28 protein-coding genes are annotated in these 22,117 nt (G+C 60.7%); 12 read left to right on the forward strand and 16 right to left on the reverse strand.

Annotated elements, in window-relative coordinates; all coding sequences use genetic code 11:
• On the reverse strand, positions 1 to 852 hold the full coding sequence (locus ACR0AZ_RS17415; RefSeq protein ID WP_480667967.1) for a methylated-DNA--[protein]-cysteine S-methyltransferase: 852 nt from the start codon (positions 850 to 852) through the stop codon (positions 1 to 3).
• Between the two features lie 118 nt (positions 853 to 970).
• Between ACR0AZ_RS17415 and nth the strand changes: the two genes are divergently transcribed.
• Together nth and ACR0AZ_RS17425 are read left to right on the forward strand one after the other, a co-directional pair.
• A complete protein-coding gene (nth, locus tag ACR0AZ_RS17420; protein WP_480667997.1) occupies positions 971 to 1,615 on the forward strand; it encodes an endonuclease III in 645 nt (214 codons plus the stop codon).
• A complete protein-coding gene (locus ACR0AZ_RS17425; RefSeq protein WP_480659925.1) occupies positions 1,612 to 2,601 on the forward strand; it encodes an adenosine kinase in 990 nt (329 codons plus the stop codon). Before nth ends, ACR0AZ_RS17425 begins: the two co-directional genes overlap by 4 nt.
• A 17-nt stretch (positions 2,602 to 2,618) precedes the next feature.
• Here ACR0AZ_RS17425 and ACR0AZ_RS17430 read toward each other — a convergent pair whose 3' ends face one another.
• The 3 genes from ACR0AZ_RS17430 to ACR0AZ_RS17440 all read right to left on the reverse strand — a co-directional run bounded on the left by ACR0AZ_RS17430 (position 2,619) and on the right by ACR0AZ_RS17440 (position 5,403).
• On the reverse strand, positions 2,619 to 3,458 hold the full coding sequence (locus ACR0AZ_RS17430) for a DUF547 domain-containing protein (RefSeq protein ID WP_480667968.1): 840 nt from the start codon (positions 3,456 to 3,458) through the stop codon (positions 2,619 to 2,621).
• On the reverse strand, positions 3,455 to 4,840 hold the full coding sequence (locus ACR0AZ_RS17435; RefSeq protein WP_480667969.1) for a radical SAM protein: 1,386 nt from the start codon (positions 4,838 to 4,840) through the stop codon (positions 3,455 to 3,457). Before ACR0AZ_RS17435 ends, ACR0AZ_RS17430 begins: the two co-directional genes overlap by 4 nt.
• A 77-nt stretch (positions 4,841 to 4,917) precedes the next feature.
• A complete protein-coding gene (locus ACR0AZ_RS17440; protein WP_480471592.1) occupies positions 4,918 to 5,403 on the reverse strand; it encodes an RNA pyrophosphohydrolase in 486 nt (161 codons plus the stop codon).
• A gap of 138 nt (positions 5,404 to 5,541) precedes the next feature.
• Here ACR0AZ_RS17440 and ACR0AZ_RS17445 point away from each other — a divergent pair, with 138 nt between their 5' ends.
• The 3 genes from ACR0AZ_RS17445 to ACR0AZ_RS17455 all read left to right on the forward strand — a co-directional run bounded on the left by ACR0AZ_RS17445 (position 5,542) and on the right by ACR0AZ_RS17455 (position 8,317).
• Positions 5,542 to 7,569: an FAD-dependent oxidoreductase gene (locus tag ACR0AZ_RS17445; protein WP_480667970.1), complete on the forward strand. Its 2,028-nt coding sequence runs from the start codon at positions 5,542 to 5,544 to the stop codon at positions 7,567 to 7,569.
• 107 nt (positions 7,570 to 7,676) lie between these two features.
• Positions 7,677 to 7,928 (forward strand): hypothetical protein, encoded by a 252-nt coding sequence (locus tag ACR0AZ_RS17450; protein WP_480471590.1) that lies wholly within the window; start codon positions 7,677 to 7,679, stop codon positions 7,926 to 7,928.
• On the forward strand, positions 7,925 to 8,317 hold the full coding sequence (locus ACR0AZ_RS17455) for a hypothetical protein (RefSeq protein ID WP_480659929.1): 393 nt from the start codon (positions 7,925 to 7,927) through the stop codon (positions 8,315 to 8,317). Before ACR0AZ_RS17450 ends, ACR0AZ_RS17455 begins: the two co-directional genes overlap by 4 nt.
• A gap of 26 nt (positions 8,318 to 8,343) precedes the next feature.
• On the opposite strand, the gene ACR0AZ_RS17460 is transcribed toward ACR0AZ_RS17455, so the two are convergent.
• Positions 8,344 to 8,784 carry a DUF4399 domain-containing protein gene (locus tag ACR0AZ_RS17460; RefSeq protein WP_480659930.1) on the reverse strand — a complete coding sequence of 147 codons (441 nt, stop codon included), beginning with the start codon at positions 8,782 to 8,784 and terminating at the stop codon, positions 8,344 to 8,346.
• 228 nt (positions 8,785 to 9,012) lie between these two features.
• On the opposite strand from ACR0AZ_RS17460, the gene ACR0AZ_RS17465 reads away from it, so the two are divergent.
• Positions 9,013 to 9,918, forward strand: a complete 906-nt coding sequence (locus ACR0AZ_RS17465; protein WP_480471587.1) for a LysR family transcriptional regulator — start codon at positions 9,013 to 9,015, stop codon at positions 9,916 to 9,918.
• 64 nt (positions 9,919 to 9,982) lie between these two features.
• On the opposite strand, the gene ACR0AZ_RS17470 is transcribed toward ACR0AZ_RS17465, so the two are convergent.
• The 4 genes from ACR0AZ_RS17470 to ACR0AZ_RS17485 are packed head-to-tail and all read right to left on the reverse strand — an operon-like array spanning position 9,983 to position 12,894.
• Positions 9,983 to 10,885, reverse strand: a complete 903-nt coding sequence (locus ACR0AZ_RS17470) for an OmpA family protein (protein ID WP_480667971.1) — start codon at positions 10,883 to 10,885, stop codon at positions 9,983 to 9,985.
• On the reverse strand, positions 10,882 to 11,454 hold the full coding sequence (locus ACR0AZ_RS17475) for a peroxidase-related enzyme (RefSeq protein ID WP_480471585.1): 573 nt from the start codon (positions 11,452 to 11,454) through the stop codon (positions 10,882 to 10,884). Before ACR0AZ_RS17475 ends, ACR0AZ_RS17470 begins: the two co-directional genes overlap by 4 nt.
• 10 nt (positions 11,455 to 11,464) lie before the next feature.
• On the reverse strand, positions 11,465 to 12,175 hold the full coding sequence (locus tag ACR0AZ_RS17480; RefSeq protein WP_480471584.1) for a GNAT family N-acetyltransferase: 711 nt from the start codon (positions 12,173 to 12,175) through the stop codon (positions 11,465 to 11,467).
• Positions 12,172 to 12,894 carry a competence/damage-inducible protein A gene (locus ACR0AZ_RS17485; RefSeq protein ID WP_480659934.1) on the reverse strand — a complete coding sequence of 241 codons (723 nt, stop codon included), beginning with the start codon at positions 12,892 to 12,894 and terminating at the stop codon, positions 12,172 to 12,174. The genes ACR0AZ_RS17480 and ACR0AZ_RS17485 overlap by 4 nt, the downstream gene beginning before the upstream one ends.
• Positions 12,895 to 12,945: 51 nt before the next feature.
• Here ACR0AZ_RS17485 and sfsA point away from each other — a divergent pair, with 51 nt between their 5' ends.
• On the forward strand, positions 12,946 to 13,650 hold the full coding sequence (sfsA, locus tag ACR0AZ_RS17490) for a DNA/RNA nuclease SfsA (protein WP_480667972.1): 705 nt from the start codon (positions 12,946 to 12,948) through the stop codon (positions 13,648 to 13,650).
• Between the two features lie 95 nt (positions 13,651 to 13,745).
• Here the strand turns inward: sfsA and ACR0AZ_RS17495 are convergent, their stop codons facing one another.
• Complete coding sequence (locus ACR0AZ_RS17495) at positions 13,746 to 15,404, reverse strand: tetratricopeptide repeat-containing sulfotransferase family protein (RefSeq protein WP_480667973.1); 1,659 nt, start codon at positions 15,402 to 15,404, stop codon at positions 13,746 to 13,748.
• 180 nt (positions 15,405 to 15,584) lie between these two features.
• Here ACR0AZ_RS17495 and map point away from each other — a divergent pair, with 180 nt between their 5' ends.
• Positions 15,585 to 16,397, forward strand: a complete 813-nt coding sequence (gene map / locus ACR0AZ_RS17500; protein WP_480667975.1) for a type I methionyl aminopeptidase — start codon at positions 15,585 to 15,587, stop codon at positions 16,395 to 16,397.
• Here map and ACR0AZ_RS17505 read toward each other — a convergent pair.
• From ACR0AZ_RS17505 to ACR0AZ_RS17520, 4 genes are read right to left on the reverse strand one after another with little or no spacing between them, the layout of a single operon-like run.
• Positions 16,385 to 16,564: a hypothetical protein gene (locus ACR0AZ_RS17505; RefSeq protein WP_480667976.1), complete on the reverse strand. Its 180-nt coding sequence runs from the start codon at positions 16,562 to 16,564 to the stop codon at positions 16,385 to 16,387. The two genes, map and ACR0AZ_RS17505, sit on opposite strands and share 13 nt — an antisense overlap.
• Positions 16,565 to 16,589: 25 nt before the next feature.
• The gene (locus ACR0AZ_RS17510; RefSeq protein ID WP_480659937.1) at positions 16,590 to 17,225 is read right to left on the reverse strand and encodes an HAD family hydrolase; all 636 of its coding nucleotides are present in this window, start codon (positions 17,223 to 17,225) and stop codon (positions 16,590 to 16,592) included.
• A gap of 1 nt (position 17,226) precedes the next feature.
• A complete protein-coding gene (rsmD, locus tag ACR0AZ_RS17515; protein WP_480659938.1) occupies positions 17,227 to 17,784 on the reverse strand; it encodes a 16S rRNA (guanine(966)-N(2))-methyltransferase RsmD in 558 nt (185 codons plus the stop codon).
• Entirely contained in the window at positions 17,781 to 18,992 is a 1,212-nt protein-coding gene (locus tag ACR0AZ_RS17520) for an NAD(P)/FAD-dependent oxidoreductase (RefSeq protein ID WP_480667998.1), read from the reverse strand. The genes rsmD and ACR0AZ_RS17520 overlap by 4 nt, the downstream gene beginning before the upstream one ends.
• A gap of 99 nt (positions 18,993 to 19,091) precedes the next feature.
• Between ACR0AZ_RS17520 and ACR0AZ_RS17525 the strand changes: the two genes are divergently transcribed.
• The 4 genes from ACR0AZ_RS17525 to ACR0AZ_RS17540 all read left to right on the forward strand — a co-directional run bounded on the left by ACR0AZ_RS17525 (position 19,092) and on the right by ACR0AZ_RS17540 (position 20,627).
• The gene (locus tag ACR0AZ_RS17525; RefSeq protein WP_480471576.1) at positions 19,092 to 19,577 is read left to right on the forward strand and encodes a redoxin family protein; all 486 of its coding nucleotides are present in this window, start codon (positions 19,092 to 19,094) and stop codon (positions 19,575 to 19,577) included.
• 103 nt (positions 19,578 to 19,680) lie between these two features.
• Positions 19,681 to 19,926 (forward strand): glycine zipper 2TM domain-containing protein, encoded by a 246-nt coding sequence (locus tag ACR0AZ_RS17530; protein ID WP_480471575.1) that lies wholly within the window; start codon positions 19,681 to 19,683, stop codon positions 19,924 to 19,926.
• Positions 19,927 to 19,937: 11 nt separating this feature from the next.
• A complete protein-coding gene (locus ACR0AZ_RS17535; RefSeq protein ID WP_480667977.1) occupies positions 19,938 to 20,285 on the forward strand; it encodes an EF-hand domain-containing protein in 348 nt (115 codons plus the stop codon).
• Between the two features lie 30 nt (positions 20,286 to 20,315).
• On the forward strand, positions 20,316 to 20,627 hold the full coding sequence (locus ACR0AZ_RS17540) for a hypothetical protein (protein ID WP_480471573.1): 312 nt from the start codon (positions 20,316 to 20,318) through the stop codon (positions 20,625 to 20,627).
• Between the two features lie 5 nt (positions 20,628 to 20,632).
• Here ACR0AZ_RS17540 and ACR0AZ_RS17545 read toward each other — a convergent pair whose 3' ends face one another.
• Both ACR0AZ_RS17545 and ACR0AZ_RS17550 read right to left on the reverse strand, forming a co-directional pair.
• A complete protein-coding gene (locus ACR0AZ_RS17545; RefSeq protein ID WP_480471572.1) occupies positions 20,633 to 20,926 on the reverse strand; it encodes a 4a-hydroxytetrahydrobiopterin dehydratase in 294 nt (97 codons plus the stop codon).
• On the reverse strand, positions 20,923 to 22,110 hold the full coding sequence (locus ACR0AZ_RS17550) for a GNAT family N-acetyltransferase (protein ID WP_480659941.1): 1,188 nt from the start codon (positions 22,108 to 22,110) through the stop codon (positions 20,923 to 20,925). The genes ACR0AZ_RS17545 and ACR0AZ_RS17550 overlap by 4 nt, the downstream gene beginning before the upstream one ends.
• Positions 22,111 to 22,117: the final 7 nt, after the last annotated feature.

A 22,117-nucleotide genomic window follows, 5' to 3' on the forward strand; every position in this document is an offset into this window, starting at 1 on the left:
TCAGGCATCCGCCTGAGCGGCTTCATACGCCAGCATGGCGCGCTTCACTGGCAAACCCCAGTGATAGCCGCCCAAGCCCCCCGATTTACGCAGGGCGCGATGGCAAGGGATCAGCCAGCTTACCGGGTTGCGCCCGACGGCTGTCCCGACCGCACGCACGGCTTGCGGTGAGCCGACCCGCTCAGCAATCTCGGAATAAGTTGTGACCTGGCCCGAGGGGATATGCATCAGCGCCTCCCACACCTTGATCTGCAAGGGCGAGCCGATCAGGTACAAGGGTGTCGGCTCCAACTTTTCACTGGCGGCGCCAAAAGCGCTTAGAACCCAGGGGCGCAGGCGCATCGGGTCTTCGATAAACTCTGCCTGCGGCCAGCGGGAGAGCATGTCGTCCATCGCGTCTTCTTCGCCGGTCTCAGCGCCGAAAGCCATGCCGCAGATGCCCTTGTCGGTGCCCATGACCAGTGCCGGGCCAAAGGGGCTTTCGAACCAGCCCCAATAGATGGTCAGCCCTGCGCCTCTGCGGGCGTATTCGCCGGGGCTCATGGATTCCCATTTCAGGAACAGATCGTGCAGTCGCCCGCTGCCGGAGAGGCCCACGTTATGGGCGGTCTCCAAAGTGGTGAAGCGTTCCCGCAGCAGCGCCTTGGCGTGGCCAAGTGTCAGGTATTGCTGGTAGCGTTTCGGCGAAACCCCGGTCCAGCGCGAGAACAGGCGCTGAAAATGCGCGGGGCTCATGTCCATCTGGCGGGCAAGTTCTTCGAGGCTGAGTGTTTCCCCGCCCTGATCAATCAGCTCGATCGCGCGTCGCATGACGTTGTAGTGATATCCGCTTTCCGGTGTCTGGATGTTCATGGGTCTCACCTCATTCTCTGGGTTAAACCATAACGCGCGGGCCACGCCCAAGCGACCCGGAACTTGCGCATTGGCTTTGGGCTTGTGTCACGGCCCGGCGGGCGGCATTAAGGCGCGGATGGCAAAGCAACTCGATTATCACACGATCCGCGAGATCTTTACGCGTTTTCAGGACGCCGACCCCGAACCCAAGGGCGAGTTGGAGCATGTGAACGTCTATACTCTGGTCGTCGCCGTGGCGCTGTCGGCGCAGGCGACCGATGCGGGCGTCAACAAGGCCACGCGCGAACTGTTCAAGATCGCCGACACGCCGCAGAAGATGCTGGATCTGGGCGAAGAGGGGCTGATCGAACATATCAAGACCATCGGCCTGTTCCGCCAGAAGGCCAAGAACGTGATCAAGCTCAGCCGTATTCTGGTCGAGGAGTATGGCGGCGAGGTACCCAATTCACGCGCAGCGCTGCAGTCGCTGCCCGGGGTGGGCCGCAAAACCGCCAATGTGGTTCTGAACATGTGGTGGCGGCAACCGGCGCAAGCGGTGGATACGCATATCTTTCGTGTCGGCAATCGCACCGGCATCTGCCCCGGCAAAGACGTGGACGCGGTTGAACGCGCCATCGAGGACAATATTCCTGCTGACTTTCAACTCCATGCGCATCACTGGCTGATCCTGCATGGCCGGTACCATTGCAAGGCGCGCAAGCCGCAATGCCCGACCTGCATCATCCGTGATCTCTGTCAATTCGAGGACAAGACCCAATGAAGACCTACCAGCTCACCGGCATCGGAAATGCCGTTGTGGATGTGATTTCCCAGGCCGATGACAGTTTTCTGGAGCTGATGGGCATCGAAAAGGGCATCATGCAGCTGATCGAGCAGGAGCGGGGTGAGCTGCTCTATGCTTCGATGGAAAGTCGGGTGCAGACGCCGGGCGGCTCGGTGGCCAACACGATTGCCGGTGCAGGTGCGCTGGGTTTGGATTCCGCGTTCATCGGACGGGTGCATGATGACGCCTTGGGCCGGTTCTATGCGGATGCGATGAACGAAGACGGGGTGGATTTCGTCAACCCGCCGGTGCCGGGCGGTGAGCTGCCGACCTCACGCTCGATGATCTTTGTATCACCCGATGGCGAGCGGTCGATGAACACCTATCTGGGGATTTCCTCGGAACTGTCGTCCGAGGATGTGTCCAGTGACGTCGCAGGCGGCAGCCAGATCATGTTCCTTGAGGGCTATCTGTTCGACAAGGAAAAGGGCAAGGCCGCATTCCTAGAGGCCGCGCGCGCCTGTCACAAGGGTGGCGGCAAGGCGGGGATCGCCATTTCGGATCCGTTCTGCGTGGAACGTCACCGGGTCGATTTCCTGCTGCTGATCGAAAATGAGCTGGATTTCGTGATCGGCAATGAGGAAGAGATCAAGTCGCTGTTCGAAACCGACGATCTGGAGGAAGCGCTGGCCAAAACGGCTGAGATCTGCCCTTTGATCGTATGCACCCGCTCGGGCGATGGCGTGACGGTGCTGTATGACGGCCAGCGCGTTGACGTGCCGGTTGAAAAAGTGGTGCCCGTGGATGCCACTGGCGCGGGCGATCAGTTCGCCGCCGGGTTCCTGTTCGGCATGGCCACGGGCCGCGATTACGAGACCTGCGCCCGGATCGGCAATGTCTGCGCGCGTGAAGTGATCAGCCATATCGGCCCGAGGCCGGAAGCGAATATGCAGGAACTGCTGCGCGCCGAAGGACTGCTCTAGAACGCTGAGTCGCGCCTTTAGGAACCCACCGCAGCGTTGTTCAGTGCCCAGTCGTATTCATAGGCACTCACGCGCGGCGTCTCCTGCAATCGCGCCCGTAACTCGGGCTCCGCCGCCGTTTCGAGATAGGCGATCACCGCCTTCTCGTTCGGCCCGAAATCCTCGCGGAACCAGATGTAAATCTTGGACAGGATCAGCCGTCCGCGGGCGTCATACCGCACGCCGCGCGGGTCGTTGACATAGGCGCGTTCGGCCGCTGCGAAGTCCCGCTCCAGTGTCTCTGCCTGCCACGCACGGTCCATCAGATTGGGGCATCCTACGGCGGCGCAGTTCAGAGCATAGTGGATGCGCGGCTCATCGAATGTGGGGCGGATGATGCGATGTTCGATTTCGTTCAGCGTCAACGTCTGCCCTTGCACCAACGCCAGAGGCCGATCCCATGGCCCAAAGGAAAACGCGCCATCCGTGATGTCCCGGATCGAGGCGACGGGATAGTTTTCAAGGATCAGATCAACCGTCAGAGCGTTATACAGATTGATCCAGTAAACGAGTTGCTGATCACGGGTCAGCGCTGCCGGGTCAACCTTTTGCAGATCACTCAGGTACCGGTCCAACCGCGCCTTGTCCGCCTCGGTGACCTGCGCGTAGGTCACGCGGTTCACACCCTGCGCATCGGTCATAACATAGCGGTTCAGAAAGGTGCTCCAGTCGCGATGGTCGACACGCTCACCGGGTGGCAGCGCGGTGCGGGTCAGGGCCGTGTTCTCAAGCGGCGCGGCGGCGGGCAAGGCGAGACGTTCGACGCTGGCGCAGGCGGCCAGCAGAGGAAGCAGCAGCAGGATAAGCAGGTTTCTCATGAGGCGGCCTTCCGGTTGGCGCGTTGCGCCCTCAGCTGTCCTTTGAGCTTTTTCATCGGCGCAAGCGCGGGGTCGTTCAAATCGGGCAAATCGGGGCCTTTGGACAGATCTTGCGCGGCGGCGTTCCACCAGCGCGGACCGTCCTCACCGTCAATCCGGTCGGGGGCCGCAAGATGCAGATCGCGTTGTGCGTTGTGGGCGCACATCGACAGCGGGCCATTGGCGGTGGCGACCATGAAGACGCAGGAGGCGCAGCGATCCTCCTCCAGCGCGTCAGCCGCCATGAAGTTATGGATGAACACCGCCTGCCGTCGCACAGGACCCCGCAGCAAACCGGTTCCAAGACGCAGCACGCATTCCACCAGATGCGCCGCGGCGCGCAAGGCCAGCAAGGGCCGACGCAGTGCCAGGCGCCGCACGCTGTCGTGGATGTCCAGATGCCCGTCCTCGGACCGGTCCTGCTGTTCCAGCGCGTCGATCACGCGATGCACGAGGCGGTGGTTGGACAAGGTCGACCGGGCCTTGCCACCCGCCGTGAACACGCTGGCATAGCGGTTGCATTTCGCATGACCCACTGCGGCGGCGCCAAAATGCAAGGGGGTCTCGTAGCCCTCTTCCACGGCACTCATAACACTGTCCTGCGTGATCATGTCGGGCCGTTCACGCAGTACTCCACGCCCGGTATCGGCCTGCATCTGGAAGGACACGAAGGCAACCTCGGGCTGGTCGCGCAGGAACCGCGCGAGTGCGGGCAGCTCGGCAAAATTGCCCTCGAACACGGTGGTGTTGAACAGGATGCGCAGACCCAGCCCCTCGGCCCGACGGATATAGGCGCTGCGCACCGTGTTGAGTTCGACCTCGGTTTCAAATCCCCGACGTTCCTGCGTCAGGTCGACGTGAAAGGCCACATCATCCAGTCCCGCCGCCGCCAACCGTGTCAGAGCGGCCCGGCTGGCGCGGATGCCGTTGGTCATCAGGCAGGACCGCATCCCCAGACGGCTGATCTCGCGGCACAGCGCTTCGAGGTCTTCGATCTTGCGCAAAGTCGGGTCGCCACCCGTCAGCTGGACCGAAACACCGGGGCCATAGTGGCTGTGGATCATCGCCAGCCGCGCGAACAAGACCGAGAGCGGGGGGTCATAGGTCATCTCGGCCCGGTCCGAGAGGTAACAGAGCGTGCAATCGAGGTTGCAGCGCTGAGTCACCTCAAGCGCGACGCAGGCGATGGGATAAAACCGCCCCGCCGTCTGACCGGGGCCATATTCGCCAGCGGACCAGAGCCCGTCTCGCAGCGGCGCGCGGCGGTCAGCCCCATGAAATCGGCGACCTGCCGGGGCTGTTCCGATGGCGTTTGAAATTTGGTGATCTGCGCTGTCCTTCATGCCTCAGAGGCTAGGGAGGCATGTGGCCCAGCGCTACGCCACTCACGGCAAGTTGTCAGGTCATGAGGTTAAGGTGATCAGCGCAGGTGTTCTGCAAATGCCGCGACCACCTGTTCATAGACCTCGCGCTTGAAGGGCACGATTTCGGCGGTCAGGCGCGCGGGGTCCTGCCATTTCCATTGGGTGAACTCGGGGTGATCGGTGGCGATGTTGATCTGATCGTCACGGCCCTTGAAGCGCATCAGGTACCATTTCTGCTCTTGCCCGCGAAAGCGGCCTTTCCAGATTTTCGGCACGATATCGTGGGGCAGATCATAGGGCAGCCAGCCGTCGGTCTCGGCGATGATTTCGATCAGATCGGCGGTCACGCCAGTTTCTTCCCAAAGCTCACGCAGGGCCGCGTCGCGCGGGTCTTCACCCTTGTCTACACCACCCTGTGGCATCTGCCATGCGTCTTTGTGACGGTCATTGCGCTGGCCGACAAAGATCTTGCCTTCGGCATTCATCAGCATCAGCCCGACACAAGGGCGATAGGGCAGTTTGGCGATCTCATCAGGGGTCATGTGCGGCCTCGTGAACAAGCTTTGCAGCGTCTCTAGCAACTGGCGCGCCGAAGGCAAAGGGAATGACGTTAGGTTTCGCGTGACAAAGATGACGCGGAGGTCAATCTAGCCCTCGAAATCGGGAGGGAGAGTTTCGCCATGACCGCGTACCCAAACATGCTGGCCCCGCTGGATCTGGGCTTTACCACTCTGAAAAACCGGGTGCTGATGGGGTCGATGCATACCGGGCTGGAAGAGACCGGCGACTGGAACCGGGTGGCCGAGTTCTATGCCGACCGGGCGCGCGGTGGGGTGGCGCTGATGGTGACGGGCGGGATTGGTCCGAACCTTGAGGGCTCGGTGCTGCCGGGGGCGTCAATGATGACCACCGAGAAGGATGTAGCGAACCATTCCATCGTGACCGACCGTGTGCATGAGGCAGGTGGCAAGATCGCGATGCAGATCCTGCATGCGGGGCGTTATGCCTATGGGCCGAAATGCGTGGCGCCGAGCCCGGTAAAATCCCCGATCTCGCCCTTCCCGCCGCATGAGCTGGACGAGGACGGGATCGAGAAGCAGATCGCCGACATCGTCAACGCCGCTGTTCTGGCGCAGCGAGCGGGCTATGACGGGGTCGAGATCATGGGGTCCGAGGGGTACTTCCTGAACCAGTTCCTGGTGACCCATACCAACAAGCGTGAGGATCGCTGGGGCGGGTCTTACGAGAACCGCATGCGCCTGCCGATTGAAGTTGTGCGACGTACACGCGAAGCCGTGGGCACCGATTTCATCATCATCTATCGCCTGTCGATGATCGATCTGGTGCCCAATGGCTCAACCCATGAGGAAGTGGTGGAGCTGGCGCAGCGGATCGAGCAGGCCGGCGCGACGATCATCAACACCGGCATCGGCTGGCACGAGGCGCGGATACCGACCATCGCCACCAGCGTCCCGCGTGCGGCGTTCGCATGGGTGACCAAGAAACTGATGGGCAAGGTTTCGATCCCGGTGATCACCTCGAACCGGATCAACACGCCGGAAGTGGCCGAAGAAGTTCTATCGACCGGATGCGCCGATATGGTTTCTCTGGCGCGGCCCATGCTGGCGGATGCGGATTTCGTCAACAAGGCGATTGCGGGCGAGGCCGCGAAGATCGCGCCTTGCATTGCCTGCAATCAGGCCTGTCTGGATCATACGTTCGGGGGCAAACTGACCTCGTGTCTGGTGAACCCGCGCGCCTGTCATGAGACGGAGCTGGTGATCGGCAAGGCCGAGGCGCCCAAGACCGTGGCCATTGTCGGTGCCGGTCCGGCTGGTCTGTCCACTGCGATGACAGCGGCCCAGCGCGGCCATGCTGTCACCCTGTTCGACCGCGCCGCTGAGATTGGCGGCCAGTTGAACATGGCCAAGCAGGTGCCGGGGAAAGAGGAGTTCTGGGGACTGGTCGACTGGTATCGCACCATGATGGACGATCTGGGTGTGACCGTTGAACTGAACCGCGAGGTCGGTGCCGATGATCTGACCGGCTTTGACGAAGTGGTCATCGCCACCGGTGTCACCCCACGCGATCCGCAGATTCCAGGGCAGGAGCGCGACTCAGTCCTCAGCTATATCGACGTGCTGCGCGGCAAGGCCGAGGTTGGCAAATCCGTCGCCGTGATCGGCGCGGGCGGGATTGGTTTTGACGTGTCCGAGTTCCTGCTGGAGGACGGGCACAGCCCCGCCACCGACCTGCCGCTGTGGATGAGGGAATGGGGCGTGACCGACCCCGAGGCACACCGTTCGGGCCTGGCACCGGAGGGACCGCAACCTGCGGCCCCGGCCCGCCAGGTCACGTTGTTGCAGCGCAAGGCACAGCGGCACGGCAAAGGGCTGGGCAAGACGACGGGCTGGATTCACCGGGCGACGCTCAAGATGAAGGACGTCAATTTCGTGGGCGGCGTGAATTACGAACGCATCGATGAGGACGGCCTGCATGTCAGCTTTGGCGAAACCCGCGACGATCCGACGGTGATTGCGGCAGATACGATAGTGCTCTGCGCCGGACAGGTCTCGGACCGGTCGCTGGCCGATGAACTGAGCGAACGCGGGATCGCCTGTCACGTGATCGGCGGCGCGGATGTGGCCGCCGAACTGGACGCGAAACGCGCGATCAATCAGGGCACGCGGCTGGCGGCGACGTTTTGATGTAAAGGCAGCATCAGAACGCTTCGCTCTCAGGGGTCGCTTCTCAGGAAGCGGCCTTTTTTGACTGCGCAGTTGACTCTAATGTTATATATGTACATATGTACCATATGAGTAAAAAGATTGAACGCACCCAGACTGGAATTCGAATCGAAAAGCGGCTGCTGAAAGTTCTCAAAGGGCTGGCGGAGTCGCTGGACATGTCTCTTGGTGATCTGGTTGAGGGCATTGCCCTGCACAGTTTTGAAAACAAACCACCGTTTTCCGAAGAAACGCTTGAGAAAATCAAACAGCTGAAAAGCGTTTACGAACTGGAATGGACCGCCGAGGACAGCCACAACTTCAAGGAGGATACAGAATGAATGACTCAGGCCAATGCGCCGACATCACCTGCGCATTTGAAGCACACTCCATCGACAACAGTACCTTCGGTCATGCTGACCATGTACGGGTGGCCTATGATCTGTTGCGCAAATATGACTTCATAGATGCGGCGGCGACATACGCCAAAGGCATTCGGACGCTGGCCGCCAAGGCTGGTGCCCCGATGAAATTCAATCTGACGATCACATACGCGTTCATGAGCCTGATTGCCGAGCGTATGGCCGGCACTCAGGCCACCGGTTTTGAGGATTTTGTATCGGCCAACCCGGATCTGATGTCCAAATCCGTTCTAAAGCAATGGTATTCGAACGACCGTCTGGACTCCGACCTTGCCCGTGGCGTGTTCCTGCTGCCCGTCGCCGCATAACCTGCATCGGGCAGAGCGCGAGACGCCTACTCGACGTTGATCGTGATCACTTCGGACATGATTGGCGTTGCGTGAGGCACATGACCCGCATCGCCCAGAACCAGCTGCAGCGTGTGTGCGCCGGGCTCCATGTCCAATGTCACCTCGGTCTGACCGCCGCCGAAATGCATGTGGTTGTCATCGGCGGGCAGGCCATAAGCCAGCTCATCCGCACCGTCCTCGCCCTGCCCCAGCGGCGGACGATCGATCAAAAGGTGGTGGTGGCCGGTGTTTTCAGCCTCGGTTCCGGCTGGCGCGACGCCCATACCGCTGAGGCCGAATACAATCGTGACGGGTGATTGCACCGTGTCCCCGTCAGACAGGTTGACGAAATAGACCTTCGCATCGGGGTTCGCCGGCGTCTCTCCCGCGGCCCAGGAAAGGGTTGCTGCAAGACTCAGGATGGCGGCTGTGAAATAGGCTTTCATACTCTCCTCCTTGGTCACAAAAATGCCATCCTGATCATAGCACGATTGGGAAAAAGTCCAGAAATCGGGGATTTGCGCAGAAACCCACAGGTTGGCTCCTGCCCATTTCGGCGTTTCCCAGTCGCAAACGATCCGATTCAAAACCCTGATATTATCCCATGTCTGCCCAGTTCTCGCCCAGATTGATCGCAATAAAGAGACAACGAACAGAAGACCTGGGGAACGAGAATGGATCGACTGACCGAAATGGAGGCCTTTTCCAACGTGGTGGACCAAGGGGGTTTCACCGACGCGGCCAAAAAAATGGGCATCTCCAAATCGGCCGTTTCCAAACACGTGTCGAGCCTTGAGGCGCGGCTGGGTGCGAGGCTGCTGAACCGCACCACACGCCGTGTATCACCGACCGAGATTGGACTGGCCTATTATGACCGCGCCCGTCGCGTTCTGAATGATGCGGGCGAAGCGGATGCGCTGGTGACCTCGATGCAATCGGCGCCCTCTGGTCTACTGCGGATCAGTGTGGCAACGGATTTCGGCGTCAATCATCTGTCGCCGGTACTGTCGGATTTCCTGTCTGCCTATCCCGAGATCACTGTGAATATGGTGCTCAACAACCGCTATGTGGAACTGATTTCGGAAGGGTTTGATGTGGCCGTGCGTATCGGAGAACTGGAAGACAGCACCCTGCGCGCCCGTAAACTGACCGAGACGGTCAAACGTCTGGTCGCATCGCCGAAATATATCGAACAGTTCGGCCGCCCGCAAAAGATCGACGATCTGAACGAACACAAGCTGCTGCATTATTCCAGCCAGTCTTCGGGCAGTGTCTGGAAACTGACCGCGCCGTCGGGTGAAAAGCGTCAAGTGCGCACAGCTGGCTGGCTGAGCGTGAATGACGGGCAATCGCTGCTGAATGCCGCCATTTCGGGGCTGGGGATCGCACATCTGCCCAGCTATCTCTATGCCGACGCGCTGAAATCGGGTGAGGTTGTGGACGCCATGCCGTCACTGCCGGATGAGGTTCAGGGCATCTATGCCGTTTACCCGCCAGGCCGCTTCACCCAGCCCAAGGTTCGGGCATTCATTGATTTTCTTGTCGACGCCTATGCTGAGAAAGGCGCGATGGACTGGTAGAATTCTCCCTGAAGTACCTCGGTGGCCCGTGCTGAAAAGCGCGGGTCTTTTTTTGTTTCAGGGATCAGTTGATCAGCAATACGGCCTCGACCCGGCGGTTGATGTCGCGCCCCTCGGGTGTCGCGTTCGAGGTGATGGGGGCGAGATAACCTGCGCCCTCTGCCTCGATCCTGTCGGGGGCGATGCCGTGCGCCTCGATCAGGCGAGACCGAACCGCATCGGCGCGCTTCATGCTGACCGTAATATTGGCCTGCAGCGCGCCGGTATCATCGGTGTGCCCGACCAACGCCAGACGGACCTGCGGATTGTCGGTCAGATAGTCCGCAAGCAGGCTCAGCGAGGTAAAAGGCCCCTCGCCCAATGCAACCTCGCCGGTCCGGAAATGCAGATCGTCAAGGATCACGTGACCGTTCTGGCTGAGCTCACTCAACAGACCGGTCGTACTGTCGGCAGCTTCCTCGATCACCAAAGGTGGCGCAGGCTGGGTTCCGACAGGCGTCACGCGGATCATCTGCACATAGCCGTCGGGCTCATTACGGCTGACCAACAGGCTCAGCGCGTCGTCACCCTTGGTGGCGGAAAGAAAACGATAATCGTGGATCGCCACATACATGTCAGGGGTCGGCACGACCTCGGTGCCAAAGCGAAAATCGAAGCCGCCGCAATTGCGCGCCTCGCATTCGAAGGTGATGTCATAGCCCTGCGCCTGCAGCTGATCGCGCAGCGGGGCGAGGATCTGTAGCGTCGTGCTGGACCCGGCCTGCAAGCGCCATGTCAGGCGCTCCACCCGCCCCTCGACCGTTTGCACGGGCACCGCGCCATCGGCAAACACGCCAGTGGGCAGATCATAGCTGTCGAGCGAGCTGATCCGTTCACTGATTTGACGGGCGCTGCTGGGCAGGACAAGCTCCTGCGCGAAGGCGGTTCCCGCCAGAAGGACAAAGAATAGAGAGAGGCAGCGGATCATCGGAACTGGGCGTGATACTCGGGGTTCGGGACCATCGCGGTGGCGCTGGCCACGCGGTTGGTCATGTTGAAGAAACCGGCCACATTGGCGATGTCCCAGATATCCCGGTCGCTGAACCCTGCATCGCGCAGACGCTGGCGATCGGGTTCTTCGATCGTAGTGCTGGCCGAGGTCATTTTGGCGGCGAAATCGAGCATCGCGCGCTGGCGGTCATCCAATGGTGCGACGCGGTAGTTCATCACCAGCATCTCACCCAATTGTGGATCGCCGGAAAGCTGTCGCACCGCCGCGCCATGGGCCACGAGGCAATAGAAACATTTGTTGATGGACGAGACGACAACCGCGATCATCTCACGCTCCAATTTGGACAAGCCACTCTCGGCCAGCATCAGATCGTTATACATCGCCGTGAATGCACTCAGCTTTTCGACGTCGAACGCATAGGCCCGCAACACATTGGGCACCATGCCCAGCTTTTCGACACAGATATCAAAATACTTCTGCGTCTCTGGTGGCAGAGGGTCCATCTGAGCCAGATTCAGGGCGGTGGGCAGGTCCTGCGTGGTCACTTCACTCTCCTCAAACGTAATGCCGGTAGTGATATTCTCCGGCGATCTCCATCCCCAGCGCGTGGTAGAGCCCGTTGGCCCCCGCATTCGCCTTTGTGCAAATCACGCTAAGGGTCTCGGCGCCATTGTCCAGCGCCCAGAAAGCCGCAGCACGCATGGCCCATCCCCCCATGCCCTGACGGCGATGGTCCGGCAGGATTTCCAGCGCGTGCACCATGGCGACGCCTTCATGGATCGCAACAAAGCCGGTCCCCGCAGGCTGATCGCTGTGGCGCATCAAGAGGCCCGTCTTCGGCCCCGGCGCCCGGTGCATGATGGCCAGACGCTCTGGCCCGATCCCGCCCTGCGCCCAGATCTCGCGCATGATCGCCAGTGGTTCCCAGATGTTGAACACGGTCACGCGTGGGATCGGAGTAGCGGTCAGCTGTTCTGCCGGGCAGGTATAGATGTTGACCGGGTCGAGGATATCGTAGCCACGCGCGGCAAGCTGTGCGTCCAGCGCCTCATCCCCCGGCCGGAGGCAAAAGATCCGTTTCTGGCCCATGGCCTGCATCGCGGCCTCGGCGGCGTCGATATCTGCGTCCGTCATATCGCCGACAAGGCTGGCCGCGGACACGCGTGAGCCGCCACCCTGCCCCTTGCGCAATCTGAACGGCCCCAGCGTTTCAAACCCGGCGGCGGGCCATGTGCCGTCAACGACTTCAGACCAGTTGACGCTCAAAGCTCAAGCTCTTTTGCGAGACGGGTGATGGCGGCGTCGATGCGCCCGCCTTCGATGCCGCGCACCACGACATTGGCCCCAAAGACGCCGTTGATCTGAAACGGATAGCAGCCGATCGAGAGATCGTCGAAATCCTCGGCCAGCACGGCCAACGTTGCCGCGATGTCACCCTCGCCGCGATCCACGCGCAGGGTCTGGGATAAGAGCGGGCTGCCGCCGGTCAGCGCAGGCAGCACGCTGGCGACCATGGCGCGAAAGACCGATGGGACCCCGGCCATCACATGCACATTTCCAAGCGTGAACCCCGGCGCGGTCGAAACCGGGTTGTCGATCAAGGCAGCGCCATCGGGGATACGCGCCATCCGCAGCCGGGCCGCGTTCAGTTCCAACCCCGATTTGTCGTAATGCGCCTCAAGCAATGCGCGGGCATCGGCGCGGATATCGATATGCGCCCCAAAGGCGCGCGCGATGCAATCGGCAGTAATATCGTCATGGGTCGGGCCGATGCCGCCGCTGGTAAAGACATTGTCATAGGTTTCGGACAGAGCCTTAACCGCGGCCTCGATCGCCGGGGCGTCGTCGCTGACGATCCGTACCTCTTTCAGGTCGATGCCCTGTTTGGTCAGTTCCCCGGCCAGGTAATGCATGTTGGCGTCGCGGGTGCGGCCCGACAGGATCTCATCCCCGATCACAAGCATTGCAGCGGTTGGATTGGCCATGGCGCGCCCTCCCTCTTGATCGGCCCTTAGGGCAGGTATAGGCCCTTGGCCATGCGATTTGAAACCCACCTTGTCCCCGCCCGCCTGATCCGCCGCTACAAACGCTTTCTCGCTGATTGCACGTTGGAGGACGGGCGAGAGGTCACTGCCCATTGCGCCAATCCCGGATCAATGATGGGTCTGGCGGAACCGGGTGAGAAAATCTGGCTGGAACCCAATGATGATCCAAAGAAAAAGCTGAAATACGGCTGGCGGCTGGTCGATCATGAGAACGGACATTTCACCGGCGTTGACACTTCGGTCCCGAACAAGGCGCTGCGCGCCGCGCTTGAGGCACGCGATATCCCGGAACTGGCCGCTTATGAAACCGTTTGTCCCGAGGTGAAATACGGCGAAAACAGCCGCATCGATTTCCTGCTGACCCAGCCGGGCCTGCCGGACGCTTATGTCGAGGTCAAAAGCGTCACCCTGTCGCGCCAGCCCGGACTGGCCGAATTCCCCGACAGCATCACCGCCCGGGGCACCAAACATCTGGGCGAACTGGCGGCGATGGCCGCGCAGGGGCACCGGGCAATCATGCTGTATCTGGTGCAACGCACCGATTGCGATCGGTTTTCGCTGGCTGCGGATATCGACCCGGCCTATGCCGCCGCGTTCGATGCCGCAACAGGCGTTGAGCGTCTGATCGTCGGCACCCGGATCACGCCGGAAGGGGTCTGGGTTGATCCCGCGCAGAATCTGGCCGTTCCGGCATAGGTGAACCGTTTGACCGCGACCTCGGGGCGTTTGCGTACCCGAGCGTCGTCACATTTCTGTGCCCCATGTCGGCGGCCGCAATTCATGAGACTTGATCAGGGATCGGTCGCAAGCTCGGGCCATAGCTCGGCATCGAGTGCGTTTGTGAAGGGGGCAAAATGGTCTCCGACCGTTCTCCAACGTCCAACCGAAGATGTCGTGACTGCTCGCCTGACCTGCAGTTCGCTTGCGGTTCTGACGGCATCTGTCGAGCTTTGCGGTGACAACATCGCCTCTTCGAACGGCAGATCGCAAAGCGCCGCAAGCTCGGAAACAGAGGCCTCCAGATCGCTGACAAGCGTCTCGTAGCGGATGGTGTGGACGCGCCCCGGCAACAGGTTCTGCCAGTGGTCGATATAGCGGCGATATCGGTTGGCCTCGGCTGCCATCCATTTGAAATCATGCGTGAAATACAATCCACCAGCCCCGAAATGGGCACGCCACATCGACAGGGCAATGTCCCGGGGGTCACGGGCGACATTCAGGATTAGCGCATCCGGAAAGGCCTGCGCGATGGCCCCGAGATAGGCATAGTTCCCGGGCGCCTTGTCCACAAAAGCCGTCAGACCCACGCTCAACTCAGGCAAATGGTCGACGTAGAACTGTGCAAGGGTATCGGCCTTTTTCAAGTCTGACGGGCTGGATTTTCTGGCCCAGTTATCAACGCTTGCAAGTTCGCCCAACCCCTGAACGCCGGAATGCGCGGACAAGATCCGCTCAAACAGCGTTGTGCCAGACCGCGGAAGACCGACCACGAAAATCGGACGTGGTATATCGGGGCGCGGGCCGGGGGCAGCGGCAGGCAGAGGCGCAGCGAGACGCTTATGGAAAGCCTGCGCGCTACGCTCCTCCCATCCTTGGAAATCTTCGCTCAGCAGGCGGTGGGCCTGATCCAAATGCTGCAGCTCAGACGCTTGGTCTTTGTCCTTACGGGCCAGCGTCGCAGCCGCAAACTGCACCATTGCGTCACCCTGCGGATTTGCCGTGGGCTGCTGCTTGAGCAGCAGCGAAATCTGCACCTTGAGCGAGGACAGATCATCCGCCGTCAACCCCGGCAGCGTGGTCATCAATTCGAGCGTTTCACGATCTGATGGGGTCAGCTTGAAGGCAATGCGCGCGCGCTCCAGCGCCTCGTCCAGTCGCCCGACACCGACCAGCGATCGGGTCAGGCGCAAATGGCCAAAGTGGAACTTCGGGTGTTCGTCGGTCAGGGTGGTGAGCGCGCCGATGGCGTCTTCCCACCGGTGAAGCTCATCCATGATATCCGCCTTGAGGCAGTGCGCCTCGAGATGGTTGGGTTGCCCCGCGATAACCTCGTCAATCGCGATCAGCGCCTGTTCACCCTGATGTTCGCGCAGCAATGCCATGGCCCGCAGAAACTGCTGTTGCGGCGTCAGAGGTGCCCGCGCCGCGATCTTGTCGATGAACCGCACCGCATCCGCTGAATCGCCCGCCTGAATCAGGCTCAGCCCGTAGTTCTGAATCAGGTCAGCATTACCGGGGTCCATCCGCCAGGCGCGCTGGAAATAGGTCTGGGCCATTTTCGGGTTTTGCTGCTGAACCGCGCAAAGACCCGCCAACCGGGGAAGCGCCGCCACCTTTGGCCACTTTTTGGCCGCCTTGGTTGCCCGTTTCAAAGCCCGGTCGGGCCGACCTTTCTTGAGCAGGTCGGTTATGCTGGCAATCTCAGCCCGCAGCTGGTCCACTTTCGGCATTTGCCTGCCCTTCCGTCATTTCACATATGTTCTGGTTCACCCTGTGCTAGATCATAGATGCGGGGGGGTCCACATATGATCACGCCCGGCGCGTCAATCATGTGACGCTGAGCCCTCTGGAACTTTCTGCACAAGCATCGTAAATAGAGTGCTGCGCGAGATATTTGGAGCTTGGCGTCGATGAAAGAGCATCGTGGCCGTCTGACCAAAGACGGTATCCGCATCTATGAACAGGGGGACTTTGCCGGGATGCACGCGGCAGGGGCCTTGGCTGCGCGGATTTTGGATGACATCGCAGAGCATGTGTTTGTGGGTCAGACCACAGGCGCAATTGATGGGCTAATCACCCAGATGGTCGAGGACGCAGGCGCGACCTCGGCGACGATCGGCTACAAGGGCTATCAGCATGCCAGCTGCATCAGCGTGAATCATGTGGTTTGCCACGGCATCCCGGGCGAGAAAAAGCTGAAAGATGGCGATATCCTGAATATCGACGTCACCGTCATCGTCGATGGCTGGTTCGGCGACACCTCGCGCATGTATGTGGCCGGGAAACTGCCGCGCAAGGCGGAACGTCTGATCCAGGTGACCCATGACGCGCTGTTCAAGGGCATCGGGATGGTCAAGCCGGGCAATACGTTCGGTGATATCGGCCACGCCATTCAGGCCTATGTCGAGGCGCACCGGATGAGCGTTGTCCGCGATTTCTGCGGCCACGGGCTGGGCCGGGTGTTCCACGCGCCGCCGAATGTTCTGCATTATGGCCGTCCGGGCACCGGCGCGGTTCTGGAAGAGGGCATGTTCTTTACCATCGAGCCGATGGTCAATCTAGGACGCCCCGAAACCAAGACTCTGTCCGATGACTGGACTGCCGTGACCCGCGATAAATCGCTGTCGGCGCAGTTCGAGCATTCGGTGGGTGTGACCGCAGACGGGGTTGAGATTTTTACCCTGTCACCGGGCGGGAAATACCACCCGACTTATTCGTCCTGATCTTCGGTCTGATCGCGTAGCAGCTTCAGCAGCAAGGTTTCATCCCGCCAGGGGATGACCGCGTCGTGGATGAATACCGGCGCGCGCATCGGCTTGGGCGGCGGTCCAGTCGTGGTGTCGCTGTCTGTCGAGAAAGCCCAGAACGGAGGTGTGATGGCGCGGTCCATGGCGCGACCATAGCACGTATTTGCGTCAGAGTCCCAAAAGCCCCGGCACTTGTGACATGTCCGTAAAAACCTCGGCCCCAAGTGCAGCCAACCGCGCACCGTCATCGTGGGCTGCATAGGCAAGGCAACGCATATTGGCCCGGATGGCTGCGTTGACACCGTTTTCGCTGTCTTCGATGACAACCGGGGATTTGGCATTGAAATGCTGCGCAGCGGTCAGGAACAGCGTCGGATCCGGTTTGCCGGTTCCCAGCACGTGGGCCGAGAAACTGACCTTGCTGAACCGCTCCCATAGCCCGTTCTGACCCAATGTGATCTGCATTTTGTCGGGGCTGCCATTCGAGGCGACACAATATGGAAGGCCCTGCGCATCCAGTTGCGCCAGCAGCTCCGGAATGCCTGTGACCAGCGGCGTACCTGCTCGCAGCGCCTCATAGGTTTCAGCATAGATCTGATCGACCCAGTCATCCGGCAAATCCGCGCCGAGGTTGCGCGCCTTATCACGCACACCGGTCATGGTGCCGCCAACAAACAGGGACATGCATTCGGCGAGGGACAGATGCAGGTCATACCCTGCGAGATTATCGACGATGACCTGATTGGACCGGACTTCGCTATCCACCAGAACGCCGTCGCAATCGAAGATGACCAGATCGTGCATCTCAGCCCCCTATGCGCCACATCAATGAAATATGCGTGTCGCCATATTTCCGCGTATCGTGCAGCGAGAAGCCCTCGGGCGCAGTCATGGGGGCGTTTTCCTCCCACACGATCAGGGCGTCATCGGCCAGCCAGCCGCCTTGCAGGGCTGTGGCCAGCGCCTTTTGGCCCAGAGATTTGCCATAGGGTGGATCGAGGAAGACCAGATCGCAGGCCGTGCCCGGATTTTCACCAAGTCGGGTCGCATCGCGGCGGATCAGCGTGGTCTGGCCTGGGCTTCCGGTCAGGTCGATATTCTTTCGGATCAGACCCTGCGCGACCCGCCCGTCATCGACGAAGGTGACATGGGCCGCACCGCGCGACAATGCTTCCAGCCCCAGCGCTCCGGTTCCTGCAAACAGGTCGAGCACATGCAAACCCTCAAAGTCGATCTGATGGGTCAGGACGTTGAACAGGCTTTCCCGCACCCGGTCGGTGGTGGGGCGCAGATGCGCGCCCGCATCGCCTTTGCCGACCGAAGCAAGCGCCCGGCCCCGGAAATCTCCGGCGATGATCCTCACGCTTTGAGCAACGGTTTCAGGTCCGCATCCGGGTCAGCCACAACCGCCGGATCAGCGGTCTTGCCCGCATCGATCAGGCGTTTGCCAACCATATAGGCGCGTGGGTCGTTCATCGCGTCCACCGCAATCAGCTGATCACCGTTGTAATACCAGAAGGACACCGTCGCGCCTTCACCCTTGCGAGTCACAACGCGGTCGTAGCCCGTGTTCAGCCCGGCGATCTGCAGCTTGACGTCATACTGATCCGACCAGAACCACGGCGTTGCGGTGTAATCCTTAGCCGCGCCCAGCATGTTCTGGGCCACAATCTCAGCCTGATCAATGGCGTTGGGCACGCTTTCCAGACGGATACGACCTTCGCCATGCGGGAACGAGGCGCAATCGCCCGCCGCCCAGATCGACGGATCCGAGGTGCGGCCATGGGCGTCGGTCTTGATGCCATTGTCCAATTCCAGCCCCGCCAGTTCAGCTAGTTGCGTTGACGGCGCAATGCCGACGCCAACCACGACGAAATCCACCTGCAATTCGGTGCCGTCGGTCAGAATAGCACCCGTCACCTTGCCGTTTTCACCAACCAGACGATCCAACCCGACGCCCTCACGAATGTCGGCACCGTATTCGCTGTGCAACGCGCGGAAATAATCGCTGGTCTCTTTCGCAGCGACGCGCTGCAGGATGCGTTCGGCCATCTCGACCAGAGTCACCTTGACCCCGCGCTTGGCGCAAACCGCTGCGGCCTCAAGCCCGATATAACCGCCTCCGACGATCAGCGCGCGTGCGCCTTCGGTCACGCGAGGCTCCATCTCGTCGATATGGGCCAGGTCGCGCACCACGTGGACGCCCTGAAGGTCGCCACCGATGGCCGCAGGCAGGCGGCGTGGATCGGACCCGGTGGTCAGCGCCAGTTCGTCATATGCGATGACTTCATCGCCAACCGTTACAGTCTTGGCCTGCGGATCAATCGCCGTGACGCGCTGACCCAGACGCAGGGTTATGTTGTTGTCGGCATAGAAGCTCTCGGGCCGCAGGAACAGGCGTTCCAGTTCCATCTCGCCCAGCAGATACGCCTTGGACAGAGGTGGGCGCTGATAGGGCAGATGCGGCTCGGCTCCGATCAGGGTGATGTCGCCCTCAAATCCGTCCTTGCGCAGCCGTGCTACCAAAGAAGCACCGGCCTGCCCTGCCCCGATCACGACGATATGGCTCATGTTGTGCCCACCCTGCAGAATATCCATGGTCTCTTTCTTTCGACCACCTATATTGCGGCAAAGCCCGACTCTGCAAATCCAAATGACAGGAGCGTAAAAATGATTGCAACAGGTGACATGCTGCCCGAGGCCACGCTGATCCAGATGGGTGCCGAAGGCCCTGAAGAGGTTCGGATTTCAGATAAGACCAAAGGGCGCAAGGTTGTGATCTTTGCTGTACCCGGTGCGTTTACCGGAACCTGCACAACCGCGCACGTACCAAGCTTCATGCGGACCAAAGACCAGTTCGATGCCAAAGGTGTGGAGGAAATCATCTGCATCTCGGTCAACGACCCATTCGTAATGGGCGCCTGGGGAGAAAGCACCGGCGCAACAGCGGCCGGGTTGACCATGCTGGCAGACGCGGCGTCCGAGTTCACCAAGGCCATCGGCATGGATTTCGACGCCCCGCCTGTGGGCCTGATCGCGCGATCAAAACGTTATGCAATGCTGGTTGAGGACGGCAAAGTCGTCGCCCTCAACCTGGAAGAAAGCCCCGGCACTTGCGAAATCTCGGCAGGCGAAGGCCTGCTTGAGGTGATCTGACCCATCAAGGCCCCGGTCCGGCCGGGGCCACATAAAGCGCAATTAACTTGATGCAACGCTTCGATGCGCCAATACTTGGCGCATATAGCTTGGGAGTTGATTGATGCGTTTGAAATTACTCACCCTACTTCTTGCCGGAACGGGCGCGCTTGCCGCCTGCGGCCCGGCCCCCACCCCACAGCAACAGGCAGCCCGGCAGCATGAGATTGCGTGTCTCAGCGGCACGCTGGGCGGCGCGCTGATTGGTGGTGCGATTGGCAATCAGTTCGGCGGCGGGTCGGGCAAAGCCATCCTGACCGCGGCAGGTGCCGCTGCTGGCGGCGTTTCCGGCCAGCGCTATGCATGCTGAGAGGGTCCAAGATGAAACATATATTGATTGTAATCACTGCTCTGACCCTGGCCGAGACTGCAGGGGCTCAGAGCGTCTCGGAACTGAATGAGGCCGAGTTGAAGAACATCGACACCAACAATGACGGCTTCCTGTCGCAGGACGAGTTCAACGCCTTCTCGGACTATGCCTTTCAGGCGATGGACGAAGACAAGAACGGCACTCTGGGTCTGAGTGAAGCCAAACCGTTTCTGGATCTCAAACAGTTTCAGGCGGTTGACCGCGACGGCGACAGCCTTATTTCCAAAGCTGAGTACGCCACGCAAATGCAGCGCGATTTCGAGGCGGCGGATCAGGATGGCAATGGCCGGTTGGACTGACACCCGGCTTTGAAAAAGCGGGAGAGTGTCATGCGTATTTGGGTCGGTATCGGGGCGATGGCGGTTCTGGCGGCCTGTGATGTGCCACAATCTCCGGTTGTCACCGGCCCTGACGGGCAGGCGCGCATCCAGATCAATACCAGCGGTCTGACCTGTTATGAAACGCGCTGTCTGGATATCAATCCGGCGGCCCGCAGCGTCCGGTCAATCGGCAGTCGCACGATCCGCATTCCCGGTAATATCGATGTCACCGATGGCACAGTGACGGTTTCCGAGTTCAGAGAACTCGGCACCGCCGCCTTGCTGGCCGGGGGCACAGGGTCGCAGTCCGACCGGGGCTGAGGCGCTTAGATCAGGCTGTCCATTTTTCGCGCCAGCTTGGCGTCCAGCGCCGAAAGGCCACCCACGTCATGGGTGGACAAGGTCACCTCGACCGTGCGGTAGACATTGGACCATTCCGGATGATGGTTCCACTTCTCGGCAAAGATCGCGACCTGGGTCATCCAGCCAAATGCGTGCACGAAATCTTCGAAGATAAACGTCTTGGTGATTGCATCGCGGTCCTCGACCATGGTCCAGCCATTCCTGAACAGCGGGTCCAGCAGCGGGCCGCGGGTCTCGGTAGACAGAAGTTCGGTCATTGCTGTTCCTCCGGGTTCGATTTCCTGAACGGGCCGTAATCCGTCAGAATCTCGATCTCTTCTCCCACTGCGTGGGCCTCGGCGTCCAGATATTTCTGTACGGCATCAGCAAAGCCCGGATCACCGACCCAATGCAAGCTATGCGTGCGGGTTGGCAGATAACCGCGTGCCAACTTGTGCTCGCCCTGCGCCCCGGCTTCGACCCGGGCCAGCCCTTCAGCAATGGCGAAGTCGATCGCCCTATAATAGCACAGTTCGAAATGCAGGCAGGGGTGATGCTCGACACATCCCCAATAGCGGCCATAGAGCGTTTCCCGTCCGATGAAGTTCAACGCGCCGGCGACAGGGTAACCATTGCGTTCAGCCAGCACCAAGGCCATATCGTCGGCCATGGTTTCCTGAGCGATATCAAAGAATTGCCGTGTCAGATACGGCGCACCCCATTTGCGGGCTCCGGTATCCTGATAAAACCGCCAGAACGCGTCCCAATGCTCGGGGCGCAGATCATCCCCTGAGATCGTGCGAATCTGGCCCCCGAAATCGCAGGCCTGCGCGCGTTCCTTGCGGATATTCTTGCGCTTGCGCGACGACAGCGCGGCCAGAAAGCCGTCGAAATCTGCATAATTGTCGTTGAGCCAGTGAAACTGCTGCGAATGCCGGACCATGAGGCCCATTTGTTCACCAGCCAGAGCCTCTGCCTCGGTACAGAAGGTGGCATGCAGGGAAGAGATGCGGTTTTCGGCGGCCAGCTGCACAGCCCCCTGTACCAGCGCCGACATGCCGATGGCGTCATAACCGGGCCGGACCAGAAAGCGTCGGCCCGTTGCAGGCGTGAACGGCACGGCGATCTGCAGTTTCGGGTAATACTGCCCGCCCGCACTCTCATAAGCATGGGCCCAGCTATGATCGAAGATGTATTCGCCCTGAGAATGCGACTTTGCGTACATAGGCGCTGCGCCAATCAGCATCCCATCCAGATAGGCGGTCAGGAATTGCGGCTGCCAGCCCGAGCCGCGCCCGATCGAGCCGCTTTCTTCCAGGGCCAAAAGAAACCGGTGCGTGGTGAACGGATCAAGGGGTCGCCCCCCCTCGGCCGTCTCGGGGCAGGCGCAACTGTCCCAGTCGCTCGCGGCAATCTGCGAGAGCGATGTCAGAACCCGAACCTCGATCTGTGCCTGATCCATGTGCCCT

Source organism: Ruegeria sp. BE3 (genome assembly GCF_056538865.1).